This window comes from Plantactinospora alkalitolerans, assembly GCF_015690345.1.
Taxonomy (GTDB): domain Bacteria; phylum Actinomycetota; class Actinomycetes; order Mycobacteriales; family Micromonosporaceae; genus Plantactinospora; species Plantactinospora alkalitolerans.
Map to the genome: position 1 here is coordinate 1 of NZ_JADPUN010000148.1, position 16,210 is coordinate 16,210.

Annotated in this window: 14 protein-coding genes; 9 read left to right on the plus strand and 5 right to left on the minus strand. The window is 68.6% G+C overall.

From position 1 onward, the window contains the following. Positions 1-67 precede the first annotated feature (67 nt). The 3 genes from I0C86_RS14810 to I0C86_RS14820 all read left to right on the plus strand — a co-directional run bounded on the left by I0C86_RS14810 (position 68) and on the right by I0C86_RS14820 (position 3,106). On the plus strand, positions 68-400 hold the full coding sequence (locus I0C86_RS14810) for an SbtR family transcriptional regulator (protein ID WP_196201797.1): 333 nt from the start codon (positions 68-70) through the stop codon (positions 398-400). A 165-nt stretch (positions 401-565) separates the two neighbouring features. Continuing rightward, on the plus strand, positions 566-1,198 hold the full coding sequence (locus I0C86_RS14815) for a hypothetical protein (RefSeq protein WP_196201798.1): 633 nt from the start codon (positions 566-568) through the stop codon (positions 1,196-1,198). Positions 1,199-1,582: 384 nt separating this feature from the next. After that, positions 1,583-3,106, plus strand: coding sequence for a serine hydrolase domain-containing protein (locus tag I0C86_RS14820; RefSeq protein WP_196201799.1), 1,524 nt, complete (start codon positions 1,583-1,585; stop codon positions 3,104-3,106). A 421-nt stretch (positions 3,107-3,527) separates the two neighbouring features. On the opposite strand, the gene I0C86_RS14825 is transcribed toward I0C86_RS14820, so the two are convergent. Next, positions 3,528-4,289 (minus strand): SDR family NAD(P)-dependent oxidoreductase, encoded by a 762-nt coding sequence (locus I0C86_RS14825; protein WP_323373639.1) that lies wholly within the window; start codon positions 4,287-4,289, stop codon positions 3,528-3,530. Between the two features lie 203 nt (positions 4,290-4,492). On the opposite strand from I0C86_RS14825, the gene I0C86_RS14830 reads away from it, so the two are divergent. Continuing rightward, the gene (locus I0C86_RS14830) at positions 4,493-5,362 is read left to right on the plus strand and encodes a helix-turn-helix domain-containing protein (protein WP_196201801.1); all 870 of its coding nucleotides are present in this window, start codon (positions 4,493-4,495) and stop codon (positions 5,360-5,362) included. Positions 5,363-5,420: 58 nt separating this feature from the next. Here I0C86_RS14830 and I0C86_RS14835 read toward each other — a convergent pair whose 3' ends face one another. Then, positions 5,421-5,876, minus strand: coding sequence for a nuclear transport factor 2 family protein (locus I0C86_RS14835; protein ID WP_196201802.1), 456 nt, complete (start codon positions 5,874-5,876; stop codon positions 5,421-5,423). A gap of 109 nt (positions 5,877-5,985) precedes the next feature. Between I0C86_RS14835 and I0C86_RS14840 the strand changes: the two genes are divergently transcribed. Next, a complete protein-coding gene (locus tag I0C86_RS14840) occupies positions 5,986-6,642 on the plus strand; it encodes a TetR/AcrR family transcriptional regulator (protein WP_230394174.1) in 657 nt (218 codons plus the stop codon). A 385-nt stretch (positions 6,643-7,027) separates the two neighbouring features. Here the strand turns inward: I0C86_RS14840 and I0C86_RS14845 are convergent, their stop codons facing one another. Continuing rightward, the gene (locus I0C86_RS14845) at positions 7,028-7,921 is read right to left on the minus strand and encodes a NucA/NucB deoxyribonuclease domain-containing protein (RefSeq protein ID WP_230394175.1); all 894 of its coding nucleotides are present in this window, start codon (positions 7,919-7,921) and stop codon (positions 7,028-7,030) included. 444 nt (positions 7,922-8,365) lie between these two features. Here I0C86_RS14845 and I0C86_RS14850 point away from each other — a divergent pair, with 444 nt between their 5' ends. Then, positions 8,366-10,681 (plus strand): tetratricopeptide repeat protein, encoded by a 2,316-nt coding sequence (locus I0C86_RS14850; protein WP_196201804.1) that lies wholly within the window; start codon positions 8,366-8,368, stop codon positions 10,679-10,681. A 528-nt stretch (positions 10,682-11,209) separates the two neighbouring features. On the opposite strand, the gene I0C86_RS14855 is transcribed toward I0C86_RS14850, so the two are convergent. Further along, on the minus strand, positions 11,210-12,094 hold the full coding sequence (locus tag I0C86_RS14855; RefSeq protein WP_196201805.1) for a LysR family transcriptional regulator: 885 nt from the start codon (positions 12,092-12,094) through the stop codon (positions 11,210-11,212). A gap of 320 nt (positions 12,095-12,414) precedes the next feature. Between I0C86_RS14855 and I0C86_RS14860 the strand changes: the two genes are divergently transcribed. The 3 genes from I0C86_RS14860 to I0C86_RS14870 all read left to right on the plus strand — a co-directional run bounded on the left by I0C86_RS14860 (position 12,415) and on the right by I0C86_RS14870 (position 14,752). Further along, positions 12,415-12,921 carry a pyridoxamine 5'-phosphate oxidase family protein gene (locus I0C86_RS14860; RefSeq protein ID WP_230394176.1) on the plus strand — a complete coding sequence of 169 codons (507 nt, stop codon included), beginning with the start codon at positions 12,415-12,417 and terminating at the stop codon, positions 12,919-12,921. A gap of 63 nt (positions 12,922-12,984) precedes the next feature. After that, on the plus strand, positions 12,985-13,485 hold the full coding sequence (locus I0C86_RS14865; RefSeq protein WP_230394177.1) for a dihydrofolate reductase family protein: 501 nt from the start codon (positions 12,985-12,987) through the stop codon (positions 13,483-13,485). Positions 13,486-13,729: 244 nt separating this feature from the next. Continuing rightward, entirely contained in the window at positions 13,730-14,752 is a 1,023-nt protein-coding gene (locus tag I0C86_RS14870; protein WP_196201806.1) for a protein kinase family protein, read from the plus strand. A gap of 314 nt (positions 14,753-15,066) precedes the next feature. On the opposite strand, the gene I0C86_RS14875 is transcribed toward I0C86_RS14870, so the two are convergent. Next, the gene (locus I0C86_RS14875) at positions 15,067-16,056 is read right to left on the minus strand and encodes a hypothetical protein (RefSeq protein WP_196201807.1); all 990 of its coding nucleotides are present in this window, start codon (positions 16,054-16,056) and stop codon (positions 15,067-15,069) included. Positions 16,057-16,210: the final 154 nt, after the last annotated feature.

Here is a 16,210-nt window from a genome sequence, read left to right on the forward strand (position 1 = left end):
GTAATGCACGCACGGCGTCCGCACCGCGTGCCGCGTTGCGAGCGCCGATCACCACGTGGGCTCCTTGATGGTGCTCGACCGTCTCCACGCCCTGACCGACAAGGCCCGTTCCGGCATCGACTTCGCCGAGTTCTTCACCGTCATGGTGGAGGCCGGACTCACCAATCGCGCCATCGCGGACGTTCTGGCCGGCGGCGGATACCACATACCCGCCGATGCTGACGCCGCCCTCAACGCCGCCTTCGCCGAACTCCTCCAAGAGGCGCAGCAACGCGGAACCATCCGTCCGGACGTCACGCCCGACGACATTCAAGCCCTCGTGATCGGCTGCGTCGCGACCGCGCGACACCGCGGCGCCACCGTCCTCGTTCAGATCGTCGTCGCCGGCCTACGCGCCTGATGCCGGGAGTCCCTCAGTTCCGCTTCGGCCCACCCAGAGTGCCAAGATCGAGTGCGCGATCAGCGGCAGGAGCGGATGGTCCCGCCCGCCGCGCTCGCCAGCCGCCAACCGTACCGGGGCTGAAATGCGTCGCGCTTTCGGCAGGGTGCCCGGCAAACTGCTGGCGTGTTGCTGACGATCGCGGGCTCGAGTTGTTCCGGGAAGACGACTGCGGTTCGGGCGTGCGCGGAGATTGACGGGCTCGTCGTGCACGACTTCGACGAGATCGGCGTCCCGGCCGGCGCGGACATCAAGTGGCGTCAGCGCAGCACGGAGGAGTGGATCCAGCGGGTGCTGAGTTACCAGGCTGTCGGCCTCGACGTGATCCTCACTGGGCAGTCGCCCCTGGGTGAGGTGTTGGCAAGTCCTTCGGCCACTGAGCTGAACGGTATCGCGGCCTGCCTGCTCGACGTCGACGACGGGGTGCGCTGGCAACGGATTGAGGGCCGTGACCCCGGTAAATGGGATGTCGATGCGAAGCGGTCGTTTGTCGACTGGGCGCGGTGGCACCGCGGGCACGCCACCGATCCCCACCACCACCCTGAAGTGGTCACTGCCAACGGGTATGAGGGGATGAAGTGGGCGCGCTGGAGCGGCTGGCCCAGCACTGATCACCGCTGGGTGGTGCGGGTCATCGACACGACCGGACGAACGGCAGAGCAGTCGGCGGCGGACATCGGACGGTGGGTCGCCGAAGCCCGCTGCGACCTTGCTGCCGGCCGGCTTGCGTTGGCAGGAACGTGGGCCTCCGGTTCCTGACCGACGGGGTGTCCAGCGCAGTACCGCCTCGAGATCCTGGGCGACAGCGCCGTAGCGGCTACGCATAGTCGCCGTGGCGTCGTCGGTGGCCGATCAACCGAGCATCTGATGCCGGCCACTCGCAACGGGTTTCGGCGCGCGGGAAAGCGACGTGGCCGCTCGTCGGCTACGTCCGGGCGGCAGCCGGGCCAGCTTGGCGTGAGGCTGCGTACCGCGCGGATCGCGGCAGAACAAGGTGGTTGATCCTTGAATGAATTCCGAGAATCGTAGGGATACTCCACCGGTGCCAGTTACGACATCGGCGGCGGGCCGCGCCACCTATTGATCCGATTGCTTGTGCCGCACATCTAGATTGGAGGCTCGGCCTCAACCGCGGGGGTTCTCATGCCACCACAACAGTTGTCCCGTCGCAACCTCCTACGCGCCACCGCGGCCGGTGGATTCGTCACCGCCGTCGCCACGCCGCAACGACTCACCCGGGTCCCGTCCGCCGTCCGGGAGCTTGAAGAGAAGATCCAGACCGGGATGGAGAAGTACGGCGTCGCCGGCGTCGGCCTCGGCCTCTGGTATCGCGGAAAGGAATATGTCCGCGGTTTCGGCGTCACTCGCACCGATGCTCCCGAGGACGTGGACGGCGATACGGTGTTCCGCGTCGGCTCGACCACCAAGACGTTTACCGGTGCGGCCATCATGCGTCTCGTGGAGCAGGGCAGCATCGATCTTGATCGTACGGTCCGGAGCTACCTTCCCGGCTTCCGGACCACCGACGCTGCGGCCTCGTCGCGGGTGACCGTCCGGCAGACGCTCAACCACACGGCTGGCTGGCTCGGCGACTTCTTCCTGGATACCGGCGACGACGCCGGGGCGCTCGCCCGCTACGTCGCCGCGATGGACCGCCTCCCGCAGCTCAACCCGCCCGGCCGGGTGTTCGCCTACAACAACGCCGCGCTATCCCTGGCCGGGCGGTTGATCGAGGTAGTGACGCGCCGCTCGTACGAGGAAGAGGTGCGGCGGGGGCTGCTCGATCCGCTCCGCCTGACCCGGTCGGGGTTCTTCCTCGACGAGATCCCCGGCGCCCGGGTCGCGCAGCCGCACGTCTACGACCCGGCCACCGGCGGCATCGTGGTCTCGCCGGACTCCTGGTGGATTCCGCGCTCGCTCCACCCGGCCGGCGCGCTCATCTCCAGCGCACGCGACCAGATCCGGTGGGCCCGATTCCATCTCGGCGACGGCGGTCGCGTGCTGAGCGGCCGCTCGATCCGGGCGATGCGGTCCCGTCCCGGCCCCGGGGGCACCCTGTTCGTCGAGCTGGACGGCGTCGGCGTCACCTGGATGCTGCGGCCGACCGCCGAGGGACCGACAGTGGTGCAGCACGGGGGCGACTGGGCCGGGCAGCACAGCGGCTTCCTGATGGTGCCCGCCCGCGACTTCGCCATCACGGTGCTCACCAACTCCGACGCCGGGACAGCGTTGCTCGACGACCTGTTCGTCGACGATTGGACGCTGCGCCGATTCGCCGGGGTCAGCAACATCCCCGCACCGCCGCTCAAGCTCACCGACGCCGAGCTCGCGCCGTATTTGGGCCGCTACTCCGGTCAGCAGATCGACATCGACGGCACCATCTACACGCGGGAGTTCGAGTTCGTCGCCGACAATGGCCGGCTGGTGCTGATGTTCGGCGGCCAGGCGGTGGACGGGTTCGCGTTCTACCGCAAGGACTACGTGGTAGACCTGCCCCTGAACGGCGGCACCGAGGAGGGCATACGCGCCAACTTCGTCCGCGGCCCGGACGGGACGGTCCAGTGGTTCCGTTTCGGCGGCCGCCTCCTCCACCGCGGCGCGCCTTCCGCCGCCGCCCGTGGCGGACGGCGGGCCACCACCTTCAACCCGCGGTCGCTCCTGTCCTAGCTTGGCGGGGCTTCCTCGTCGAAGGTCGGATCCAGAACGAACCGCGAGCCGGCGTAGTCGAGGACAGCGGTCGGTCCGCCGATGAGCTGTACGGTCGGCCTACCCATGTCTCCTCCTCGGGTGCCTGGCTGGCGCTCGCGGCTGTCGCGATGTGCTGCGCCATACCACCAACTCACCCCCGTAGGGTCCATGAGGAGTGAGAAGCCTATGACCGAGGCGGCACGGTGCATGGCGTGGGCGCCGCCGAAGTTGGCGTTCAGCGGGTTCCGGTTTCCGGCTGAGGAGATCGTCGTCACGTCCGCTGGTACCTGCGTTACAACCTTTCCTGTCGAGAGGTGCAGGAGTTATTCGTGATGGCGTGTGGGAACGAGGTGGGGCGCGGCGGCCTGGTGTGATGCCGCCGAACCTTGCTGCTCGATCGTCAGGAGCGGTAGCGGGTCGCCAGTTGCGGGGACTGGCCGCCGAATGCGGCGAGGTCGGCGTCGAACACACTCTGCAGGAGGTCGTTCTGCTCGACGCCCGGTGCGGTGACGGTCTCACCGAGCTCAAGACCACGAAGACTCGCGGTGACGACGTCGGCCGCGCTCATCCGCGGGGCTGCGCTGAGGTCCATGCCCTGCCGTTCGTGGAACTCGGTCGCGACGACGCCCGGACAGAGCGCCTGGACGTGGATCCCGTGCGGCGACAGCTCGGCATGCAGCGTCTGCGACAGGGCGACGCTGTGCGCAAGGCTGGCCGCGTACACCGCACGGCGCAGCGGGACCTGCTCCAGGCTCGCCGGGCCGCTGAACGCGATCATCCCGGACACGTTGACGATCCGCCCGGCGCCACGGGCGACCATGCCGGGGGCGATCGCACGGGTCAGCAGGGTCGGCGCGAGCACCTTCACCCCGACCAGTTCCGCGGCCTGCTCCGGTGGGAGTTCGACGAACGCCATGTAGTGCGCCACACCGGCGTTGTTGATCAGCATCGTCACCGGCTGGTCCGCGACCGCGGCGATCGCCTGCTCGATGCCGTCCCGCGTCGCCAGGTCCGCGACCACCGTCTGCACGGTGACATCGGGGAACTCGGCCTTCAATTCGTCGAGTCGCTCCCGCCGGCGCCCGACCGCGATCAGTGACACGTCCTGCGACGCCAGCCGGCGCGCGTACTCGCGGCCGATCCCTGACGACGCACCAGTCACTACTGCCAGCCCAGTCACAGTTCTTCCCTTCGTTCGCAGCCGCATACGCGGCATTGAGAGCGCCCGCACCTCCGATGGGGAAGCCGGTCGCGCTCGATCTGTTACCAATGGTGGTCTCGCCGCTGTCACCGCGGGTATGCCCCCGAAATACTGGTCCCCGCAGGGCTACGACCAGCCCCGCTCCGGCGATCTACGATCAAGACATGGCCTCCGGCAAGAACATGCTCGGCGACTACCTGCGCGCCCACCGGGCGCGGGTACGCCCCGATCAGGTCGGCCTGCCCGTTACGGGTAACCGCCGGGTACCGGGCCTGCGCCGGGCGGAAGTGGCCCTCGTCGCGGGGATCAGCCCCGACTACTACCTCCGCCTCGAGCAAGGCCGCGACCGGCACCCCTCGCCGCAGGTCCTCGAAGCCCTCGCTCGCGTCTTCGGGCTCGACCCGACCGGAACCGCCTACCTGCTCTCCCTCACCGAGCAGGCCCCGGCGCGGGCGCGCCGGCGGCCGCGCGAAACCGTCCCGGAAGGCATCCGGAAGCTCCTGGTAGCCCTGCACCTGCCTGCTTTCGTCGAGGGCCGCTATCTCGACGTCCTGGCCGCCAACCCGCTCGCCACCGCGCTCTCGCCCCGGCTCACCCCGGGGGAGAACCGTCTTCGCGCGGTCTTTCTCGACCCCGATGAGCAAGCCCTCTTCCCGGACTGGGACGACACGACCGCCCGGCTCGTCGCCGGATTCCGCCGCTCCGTCGGGGCCGACACCAACGACACCAGATTCGTCGAGCTCGTCGGCGAGCTCTCCCTCGCCAGCGAACGGTTCCGGACCCTCTGGGCACAGCACGACGTCCAAGCCCAGCAGAACTGGCCGGTCACCATCGACCACCCCCTTGTCGGGCCTCTCACCCTCAACCGCGCGAAGCTCATCGTCGGCGACACCGCGCAGACCCTCGCCCTTGCCGTCTACCACCCCGACCCGGGGACCGACAGCGCCGACAAGCTCGCTCTGCTCGCCTCCTGTACAGCATCTGCACCGGTTGGCGTTCCCGCAGGAGAATCGCCGCACCGTCAAGAAGCGTGACCGGATGCTGCGCAACAAGCACGATCGTCGGCAGATCGGTGCGTCTGGGGGCGCGGTGTCAGGTCGACGTGGTGGCGGCCGAGTTGACGGCTGCGACAAGCCCGTCGAGTTGGCCGCGGATTCGAGCGGCGGTGAGATGGTCGAAGTAGTCGTGGGAGCTGACGATCTCGCCGTTGCGCACACGGAGCACGAAGATGCCGGGCAGTGCGAACCGCTCGCCGGTCTCAGCGACGGTGCCCTGATACTCGAACTCGGCGATGATGACTTCAGGATCGGTTGTTTCGTGGATGGTGATGTTGGCCGCCCGACGATGCAGCCGCGGGCTGGCGTCGGTTGGCCGGAAGTGCTCGCGAAGTTCGTCGCGGGTGCGCAGCGCAGGGGCGCGGAGCGGGTCGAACGGGTGCACGACGTGGGTCTGTTCCGCGTAGAGGCTGGGAAGTTCGTCCCAACGGCCCTCCGCAACGCCGTTCACGAGCGCGAGGAAGACCTCTCGCGGGCTCAGGGGTCGGGCCATGGGATTCTCCTGTCATCGGCGCGGGTCCGTCCGCGAACGAGTACGATCCGAAGTGTCGACTCCGATTATGCGGAGTTGGGACTTCGGATATCAAGCGGGCGAAGGAGCGATGAGTACCTCCGACATGAGCCAGACTGGCGACGGGCGGGCGCGACGCGTCGATGCGCGAGCCAACCGCCGCCGCATCCTGGACGTTGCCGAAGAGGTCTTCGGCAAGGGCGGCGAGTCCGCATCGACGGAGGAGGTGGCCCGCCTGGCCGGGGTCGGCATCGCCACGGTCTTCCGCCACTTCCCCACCAAGGCAGCACTGCTGCAGGCCGTTCTCGTCAGGCGGTTCGATCGCCTGCGCGAGCAGGCCGAAGCGTTGCTCGGTACCACGGATCCCGGCAGCGCGTTCTTCGAGTTCTTTCGCCACCTCGTCGCCGACGCGGCAACGAAGATCGCCATAGCCGAGGCTCTGCTCGACGCCGGCGGTGACAGCGACGGCGAAGCCACTCAAGCATCAAACGGACTACGCCGAGCCGTCGGCGCGCTTCTCCAGCATGCCCAGCAAGCCGGCGCCGTCCGGGACGATGTCGAATTACCCGAGGTCTACGCCTTGCTGGTTGCCACATCCCGAGCCGCCGCGCACACAAACCTCGACGACGAGGTGAAAGCCCGCGCGCTCGCCATCGTCTTCGACGGCCTCGCGCCACACCGGAACGCACGGGTGCAAGCACACCAGCAGCCCGAACTGTCCCAGCCTCATGGCCAACCACCTACATGACGAGCCCGGGCTGTCGTACCAGCCGTTGAGGAAACCGTGGTTCGGTACCCCCACGAGAGGATGCTGGCGGGCGGGCAGTCGACGACGAGGGACGGCCGTCGAGGGCCCGCCGATGGACAGAACGCGTATCTCGGCCTCGTGCTCCGACTCTGCGCCAGGTCTCGCAGCGCCGCGACGCTGGGCCGGCACGGGCCGCGAACTCGCGCTGGGTCAGCCCGCTACGCAGGCGGATCGTCCGTGAGAGCCGGCCCACCGTCGTTCGCTCTGGCGTGCTCGGAGCATCCCTTGAGGGTGCACCGTCCGTCCGCCGGACTGTGATGCTAGATCAACAAGGTCATGGCGGTGGGTATCCGCGCCGATACCCACCGCCATGACAGTCGGCCGACTAGGCGCGCACGTTGAAGTTGTCCCGGTCGATGACCCGGTTGTCGAGGAAGAACGACTGTAGGTCGGAGCCGCCGAGGCTGTTCTGCGCCGCGGGGATCATGCACACGCTGTGGCCACGGTTGGTGGTGCTGCGGTGTTCGGTCAGCCATGGCACCTGGCAGACGAGCCTTCCCAACCGTTTGGTGTCGAAGTTGAAGGTGAACCCGGCGGGATTGGCGACGGCGCCCTGGGTGGTGGAGGCGAAGGGGTACTCGTCGCAGGTGTGGCCGGCCGGGCGCGGGTAGCTCGGGCCCGTGGGGCAGGAGGTACTCCGGTTGGCGTCGATCACGGCGCTGTTGGTCGTTCGGGTGAGCTGCGACGGCAGGTTGGTGGTGTTGATGGCATGTCTGATGTGGAAGGCGTACATGGGATAGCGGCTTTCGGGGACCTCGAGGGTCGGGACGAAGTCCTGGTTGGCACAGCCCTCGGAGCCGCCCGGAAGCGCGTCGTCGCAGCGGTGGCCCGGGTAGTTGGCCCACAGCGTGGGGGTCACCTTGTTGAGCGTCGCCGGGTTGACGATCCAGAATCCCCAGTCCGACCTCGCACCCCAGACCTGGCCGGGCAAGCGCGTCGAGGTGAACGTCGCCGATCCGGAAAGGTTGTTCAGCGGACTGCCGGTCGGCGGGTTGCCACCCACGAGGGTGCAGTAGAACATGCAATCGGGTACGGACCAGAGCGTCGGCGTCCCGAGCAAACCCCAGGCGTAGGTCGGGGAGTACTCGAAGGACTGGGTCCACCGCAGGTCTCTGGCTGACAGCGTCACCATGCTGGAGTAATTGAAGTAGATTTCGCCCACTACTGTGCCGCCCTCCGCCAGAATTACCTGGTACACGCCACCGGTCGCCTTGCACATCGCGAAGCGCGACATGTTGGCCCAAGCGCCATCGCCGCACCCCGCCGGAGCCGCAGCGGGCGCGGCGGTCGTACGGACGGAGGCTGGCGGGCTCACCCCGAGCCGGAGGCAGCCCATGGTCCCGTCCGGAGCGCCCGACGCGGTGCACCCAGGGGCCGGGGCCACCTTTCCAGGCGCCGCCGCCGCGGTCACCGGGCTCACCGCGAAGGTCGTGCCTGCGGCCACAAGCAGGCCGACGCCCAGGCGTGCGAGCCATCTTGCCGGCAATCCATCCATAGATACCTCCAGACGAAGCGATCCCCGCTGGCATGGTGGCCCGGATGACCATCCGAAGGCCCGGTACTCCGTTGATCGGCGAACATCAGCGAACATCGGCGAACGCCTTTCACCGCCACCGGCCGTCCGGGTAGGCTGCCGGCACCGGCGTCTGTGGCGAGAGCGGCGATGAGACAGGGCCCCGAGGAGCAGCTTCCGAACAGGGCGGCGGACGCCGTCACGACCGGCCAGATGGCAGCACTTCTGCGCGCCCTACGCCGCAGGCACGCCCGGCACAACCGGGATCGCGAGCTGACCTACCGGGAGATCGCTTCGCGTACCGGATGGTCAACCACGGCCGTCGCCGAATACTTCACCGGGCACACACTCGCCCCCACTGACCGCCTCGACGCGCTGGTACGCCTGCTCGGTGCGACCTCGGTCGAGCAGGGCGCGCTGGCTACCGCCCGGGACCGGATCGACGAGCACCGGCGCAGCGGTCGCCCGAGAGCTCCCATTTCCGCCCGGCCGGTGCTTCGCCAGCTCCCGCCGCCGCCCCGGCATTTCAGCGGCCGCGACGAGGAACTGGCGGTCCTTGATGGGCTGATCGACGGCACCAGGGCGGCGGGCGTCGTGGCGATCGCCGCGATCGACGGTGCCGCGGGCGTCGGCAAGACCACCCTGGCGGCGCATTGGGCGCACCGGACCGCTGACCTGTACCTGGACGGGCAGCTCTATGTGGACCTTCGGGGATTCGACCCGAGCGGCCGCACGGTGACGGCCGCGCATGCCCTGCGGTCATTCCTGTCCGCGCTCGGTGTGCCGGACTCGCAGGTGCCCGCGAGTGAGGACGCCGCCGCGGCACTTTATCGCAGCCTGCTGACCGGACGGCGGGTGTCGATCCTGCTCGACAACGCCTACGACAGTGCCCACGTGCGCCCGCTGCTTCCCGCGACGGCCACGTGCACGGCGGTGGTCACCAGCCGCAACCGGCTCACCGGCCTGGTGGCCCTCGACGGCGCACACCCGATCACGCTCGGCCCGCTCCCGCAGGCAGCCGCCCACATCGTGTTCGCCACGCGAATCGGGGACGGCCGAGCCGAAGCCGAGCCCGCCGCGACCGCCACAATCGTCGGACTCTGCGCCGGCCTGCCACTGGCACTCGGCGTGGCCGCGGCTCGGGCCGCCACCAACCCGCACACCCCGCTGCAAGCCCTCGCCGCGGAGCTGAGCGCGGCCCGCCTCGACGCGCTGACCGGCGACGACCCGCGAAGCGATACCCGGGCGGTGTTCTCCTGGTCCTATCACGCCCTCACGGTGGCGGCGGCGCGCCTGTTCCGGATGCTCGGCCTGCATCCCGGAACGCCGATCTCGGTCGCGGCCGCCGCCAGCCTCGCCGCGGTGAGCGTCACCGAAGCTGGTGCGGCGCTCGCCGAACTGGTGCGAGGCAACCTGCTCAGCCATCGCGGCGCCGACCGCTACCTCATCCACGACCTTTTTCACTGGTACGCCGCCGAACTGGTCCGCGATACCGAACCGGACGGCGTGCGGGAGGCGGCAACACATCGCCTGCTCCACCACTACCTGCACACCGCCCACGCCGCAGCACGCCCGGTCGAGCCTCCGCTCCAAGCACCGGCGCCCGGCGTCGTGGCCGGGGACCCCGGCGACGACGCCTCAGCCTGGTTCGCCGCCGAACACACGGCCTTGCTACGCGCCATCGACATCGCCGTCGCCCGCGGCCAGGACGCGATCACCTGGCAGCTCGCCGAGAAGCTCGGCGACTACCTCGACCGGCGGGGCCACTGGAACGACCTGGCCTCCATCCAGGAGGCGGCACTCACCGCCGCCCGGCGGCTGCGCGAACCACTCAGCGAGGCCGGCGCACACCGGCATCTCGCCCGCGCGCACCTCAGACTCGGACACTACGGCCAGGCACGCACACATTTGAGTGCGGCACTCGAACTTGCTCAGCGGCATGGCGACCGGCACGCGGAGGGACGTACCTGGCTGAGTCTGGCTCTACTCAGCGAGCGGGAAGGCCGGCTGGATGCGGCGCGCGACCAGGCACGACACGCGCTCGGCATCTGCGTCGAGATGGAAGACCGGCCGGGACAGGCCCGCGCGCTCAACGCCGTCGGCTGGTATCAGGCGCTGCTGGGAGAGTACGCCGACGCGCTCGCACACTGCGAGCGCTCCGTGACACTCGCCGCCGAAGTCGACGACCCGATCTGTCAGGCCAACGCCTGGCACAGCCTCGGCTACTCGCATCACCGTCTCGGGGACTACCACCAGGCGCTGACCTGCTATCACCAAGCCCTGGGCCGTTTTCGTCAGGCAGGCGACGACCACCTCGCCGGGCTCATCCTCACCGACCTCGGCGACGCCCACTCCTGCCTGGGCGATACGGTCGCCGCGGGCGGGGCTTGGCGCGAGGCGCTCGCACTGCTCGACAACGTGCGCCATCAGGACGCCGAGAAGGTGCGGGCCCGGCTGGCACATTGACGGTTTGTGCTGTCGAGGCGCCGGTGATGGCAGACGGTGAGCTGTCCGGCGAGGCGCGGGGCACCACGGACGACGTCAGCGAGCGTGCGGTGCCGACATCGGGCCGGGGTCGGCGAACATGCGTGGCCCGCCGGGTTCGAGGTGGTTGGCCCATCGGTCGGCGACAGGGCGCCATCGGCGGCGCGACCGCTACAGCATCGGCGTCCCTGTGCCCGCCAGCGGTACCACCGCCGGCACTCCGAATGCTGGATCGCATCGGATCCGGACGCCAGGATCACTCGCTCGCTCATCATCGGTACGCCACCAGACGCGCGCGATCGGCGGCATGACAGTGAACGTGACCAGGCGCGGCCAGGTGCCAGGGGCGGCTGGTCGCGGAGTGGCGGCGCAGGGGGTGAGCCCAGCAGGTCGGCGGGAGTGCCCGGATGAAGGTTCGCTCGTACCGAGGACACCCGCAGGTAGCCGAACTTCCGTGCGGGTGGCATCGCCACGCTGGTGAGTTCGGCCGGAGCGCCGGAAGATTCGGCGTCAGCCGAGCTCCCGACTGTCCAGCGTGGTGGCGGCGCGGGTGAGGGCGTCGAGGAGCGCCGCGGTGGCGGGTGGGTCGGGTGGTTCGCCGTAGGTGGCGGCGTAGATCCGGCGGGGTGGCGTGGGTAGTCGGGTGGCGGTGATCGCGGGGTGTCGGTGTGCGCGCAGTGCCAGTCCGGGGATGGTGGTGACGCCCATGCCTGCGGCGACGAGGCTTTGCATGACGACCATGTCGTCGGTGGTGTAGGCCAGGTTGGGGGAGAAGCCGGCGTCCAGGCACATCTCGACGAGGTGGCTGCGGCAGCGTTCGCAGCCGGCGATCCATGGTGTGTCGGCGTGGTCGGCGAGGGTGATCCCGCCGCTGATGGTGAGCAGGTAGAGCGGATCGTCGAGCAGGTGGGTCAGTCGGACGGTGTCGTCTTCCGGGGTGGTGTCGTAGCGGAAGATGACGGCGACGTCGACGTGGCCGGTCCGGAGTTGTTGCAGTGCCTCTTCGGGGTGGGTGTCGGTCAGGCCGAGTTGGAGGCCGGGATGCTGCTGGGCGAGGACGGTGCCTGCCTGCGGGACCAGTGAGCTCATGACGGAGTTGAAGCCGGCCAGCCTGACCCGTCCGGCGTCCAGCCCGACAAGGGTGGAGAGTTCCGTCGTCGCCGAGTCGACCCGACCGATGATCTCGGCTGCCCGGTCGGCGAGGAGACGGCCGGCCGGGGTGAGCCGGATCCCGCGGCCGACCCGCTGGAGAAGCTGGGCACCGAGCTGGCTCTCCAGCCTGGACAGGTGATGGCTGATCGCCGGCTGGGTGTAGCACAGCTCTTTACCGGCCGCGGTGACCGACCCGTGGCGGTGGACGGCGTCGATCACGCGGAGCTGGACGAGGGTCACCATTCATAAATTTTAGGCATAGGTACGCGCCGGTATTGGCATTGGACTTCTCAATCGGCCGCCGGCATCGTGACTGTCGTACCGGAGGGAAGTGGTGATGACGACGTTCGCGATCGCGGCACTGGTGTTGATCATGCTGGTGTTGATCATGCAACCAGGTCCCGACCAGGCCCTGATCACCCGCAACGCCCTGGGCGTCGGGAGGCACGGCGGGCTGCTGACCATGGTCGGCGGCGTCCTTGGACTGGCCTGGCTCGGGCTGATCCTGGCCACCGTCGCCGTCCGGCTGGCCAGCGCAAGCCACGGATCCGCAACGAAGGAGAATGATGAGGCAACCGAACGAGCTAACCGAGGTTCTCAACGGACCGATCAGCCGGGAACTGTTGGCACGCGACATAACCCGCCTGGCCTACGTCGCCAAGGACGGCACCCCGCGGAACGTTCCGATCGGGTTCACCTGGAACGGCTCGGAGATCGTCATGTGCACTCCGCCCAACGCCCCGAAGCTCCCGGCCCTGCGGGCGAACCCGGCGGTTGCCCTGACGATCGACACCGAGGTGCACCCGCCCAAGATCCTGCTCCTCCGGGGCCGGGCCGACCTGGACGTCGTCGATGGCATCCCGGACGAGTACATGAAGGTGACCACGAGCTACGAGATGTCGCCTGAGCAACGGGTCGAGTGGGAGGCGGGGGTGCGTTCGCTTTACCGCGACGGCATGGTCCGGATCGTCGTGACCCCGACCTGGGCCAAGCTGATCGACTTCGAAACGACGCTGCCGAGCGCGGTCGAGGAACTCATCCAACGACGGGACGAGCGCCAGCGTGTCTGAGGTCGACCCCGGCCGGCCGATCATCCAGGTAACGAGACAAGGAACAGAAGGACAGTTGGCGTCATGCGAAAGCTCATAGTCCAGCAGTGGGTTACCGTCGACAACATCGCTGCGGAGGAGGATGGCGGGCTCAGTTTCGTGTCAGGGGAGCCCTTTTCCGAGAAGACCGACCCTGCGTTCAAGGCAAGCGTGATGGGGTTCATCGACTCGGTCGACACGATGATTCTCGGCGCGAACACCTACGCCCAGCCCAAGGACTACTGGCCGGACGCCGAGGAGCAGGGCGAGTACGGCGAGAAGCTCAACAACCTCACCAAGTTCGTCGCCTCGTCGAAGCTCGTGGAGGCCCCTTGGGGCGACTTTCCTGCCGCGACAGTGACGCGCGACCCGGCCGCCATGATCTGGGAACTCAAGGAGCAGAGCGGCAAGGACATCTGGCTGTGGGGGAGCCTGACACTCATGCGCTCCGTGTTGGCCGCCGGCCTCGTCGACGAAATCCGGATGTTGGTCTGCCCGGTGTCGCGAGGCAGGGAATCCGCATTTTCCAGGATCGGCAGGACCTGAAGCCGGTCGAGGCCACCTTGTTCGGCAATGGCATAGCACTTCTGCGATACGGGATCAGGAAATAGGCGGAGAGATCCGCCAGCCAGGACACCGCGGTTGAACGCGGCAAGCGCGTCTCCCGCCTCAGCGGCGGCCCGAGAGAGCACGGCTGCCCGGGTGTCGTCCCGTGTCGTGCCGATGCCGTGCTGAAGCAGGTAGGCGAGCGTGCGCCGAGCGACCGGTGGCTCGATGGCACGATGCGGCGATGCTCCTCACCCGGCGATCCCGCCATGACCGCGTCGTGGCGTCGCTGGCAGCCCACACCGACGGCGAACTGGCGGCGTTGTTGCGGGCCTCATCACTCAACGGCGTCGGCGTCGGCGTGGGCGTGGGCGGCGGCTCGTTGATCGCCGACATCGACGGTGTGCCCGTGTTCGTCAAGCGGATCCCTGTCAGCGACCGGGAGCTGGCTCATCCCCACAGCACGGCGAACCTGTTCGACCTTCCGGTCCGCTGGCAATACGGCATGTACCGCCTGGCCGGCCCGAGCTTCAACGCGTGGCGCGAGCTGGCTGCGAACCTGAGCGTCACCGAGGGCGTCCTCGCCGGCGAGGCGGAATCGTTCCCGCTGCTGCACCACTGGCGGGTGCTGCCCGGCCGCCCGCCGGTCGCACCCGAGCACCTCGACATCGACGCCGTCGTCGCCCAGTTCGGCGATAGCCAGGCCGTGCGTGGGCGACTCGAAGCGCTCGCGGGGGCCACCGCGAGCCTCGTGTTGTTTTTCGAACACCTCCCCAACGGGCTGCCCCGGTGGCTTGACGACCCGGTCGGCAACGCCGTGACGGTCGAGCGGCAACTGTTCGAGGTAGTGGCGTTTCTGCGTCACCGCGAGATGCTGCATTTGGACGGACACTTCGGCAACATTAGGGCCGACGACCACCGGCTCTACCTCGTTGACTTCGGACTCGCCACCTCCCCGCGCTTCGACCTGTCGGACGCCGAGCGCGACTTCGTCGCCCGCAACGCCGGCCACGATGCCGACTACGCTTCGATGCGGCTGGTGAACTGGCTGGTCACATCGGTATGCGGTGTGCCCGTGCCGTCCGACAGCGGTCCCGTCGCCCGCGACGAGTTCGTGCGTGGATGCGCGACCGGCGACATCCCACCGGACGTACCGCCGTCTGTAGCGGAGATCATCGCCAGACACGCGCCAGCCGCCGCCCGGATGAACAACTTCTGCTGGCGCCTGTTCGCCGGTGACCTTCACGCGGAGTATCCCGGCCTGTAGCGTCGCTGGATCAGCGCAGCCAGAGAAACCAGTGCCAGCGTTGAGGGCCGGTGCGCTGCCTCTGGTACCTGCTCCGACACCTCGGCCGCCGACGTGGGGCCTGGCCGGGCGCCTTACGGTGACTGTCGAAGTTCCGGGGAACCAGGTGGATGTTCGACAACCGTGGCAGCTCCCTCGCCGAGACTTTGCAGCCGAGGTCGTGTTCCTCCGGACCTCGCGTGATCAGCATCTGCATCGACCTGAGCCTGGAGATTCGCATCGGAGCCAGGCGGTAGGTCGTCGGTTGTCCGCTGTGGCAGCGAAGCGAGCCGAGTTCACCAGAGCTGGAGTTGTCCGGGTACCTCGTCGGTGATCCGCTCGGGGAGTTGCCACAGCCGTATGGTGCCGTCCGCCCCTTCAGTGACCCAGCGGCCTTGGCCGTCGGCAGCCGCAATGGCGTTGTGCTTCATGTCGTGGCCGTAGTTGACGTCGGCCTGCCAGCGCAGATTGCGGGTAGAGAGCAGTAGGTGGTCCTCGAAGTCGCTGGCGAAATCATCGGTGTTGACGGCCACGAGGACGTAGTCGTCGTCGACCAGCGCGGCGGCCTCCATGAGGCGGTGGTCGCCGTTGCAGTCGTAGCCCGCGATCTCGGTGGGATCGCAGGCGGCAACGATCGCGCCGGTGGCAACGTCACGGATCGCAATTTCCGGTACGTCGGCGTGCGGTAGCGCCAGGTAACGGTCGCCGGTACTGGTGAAGCCGCTGAGGAACGCCCCGGGAACCGTCCGTCCGTGGATCCGCCCGTCGGATACCCAGGCCAGATGGCTGAGCGGGCTGTCCTGCCCCATCGCGACGTGTAGTCCGAGCCGCTGGCGATCCGGGTGAGGAAAGAAGTAGGCCGCGCCTACCGAGGAATCCAGCCGGGCGCGGTCAATCTCCTTACCACTCGCCGCGTCGTAGACGACCAACTCGTCGCCGGCTGGCAGATACACCCACAGGTTTCCTTGGCTGTCGAGATGACAGTTCGGCCGGCAGGGCAGGCCCGTACGGGGGATCGTGTGCTCTCTGTGCCAAAGCGTCCGGCCGAGCCGGTCACAGACAACGAGTTCGTCGAGGGTCACCGCAGCCAGGTGGCGCTCGCTGGCACTCGCCATGAACTGCTGCGCCGTCACGGGGACGGGCACTTGCGCGACGACGCGTAGGTCGGCGTCCAGGACTGTCACCGACCGTTCGGCCGGGTGAGTGGCCAGCCATCCGGTCCCGGCGACGTAGATGATCCATCCTGTTGGCGGGAGAGTGACTTCGGCGATCACGACCGGACGCACCCGGGCAGGATAACGCTGGTGCGGCAGACGATAACCACGACCGTCTACGCCGGCGAACGGACCAGCGTCATCCCGTCGAGGGCGGCGTCGTGACCACCGCCACCGCCACCGCCATCGCCGACGCCCGCGATCCGCGTCCCCCCGGGGGACGTCT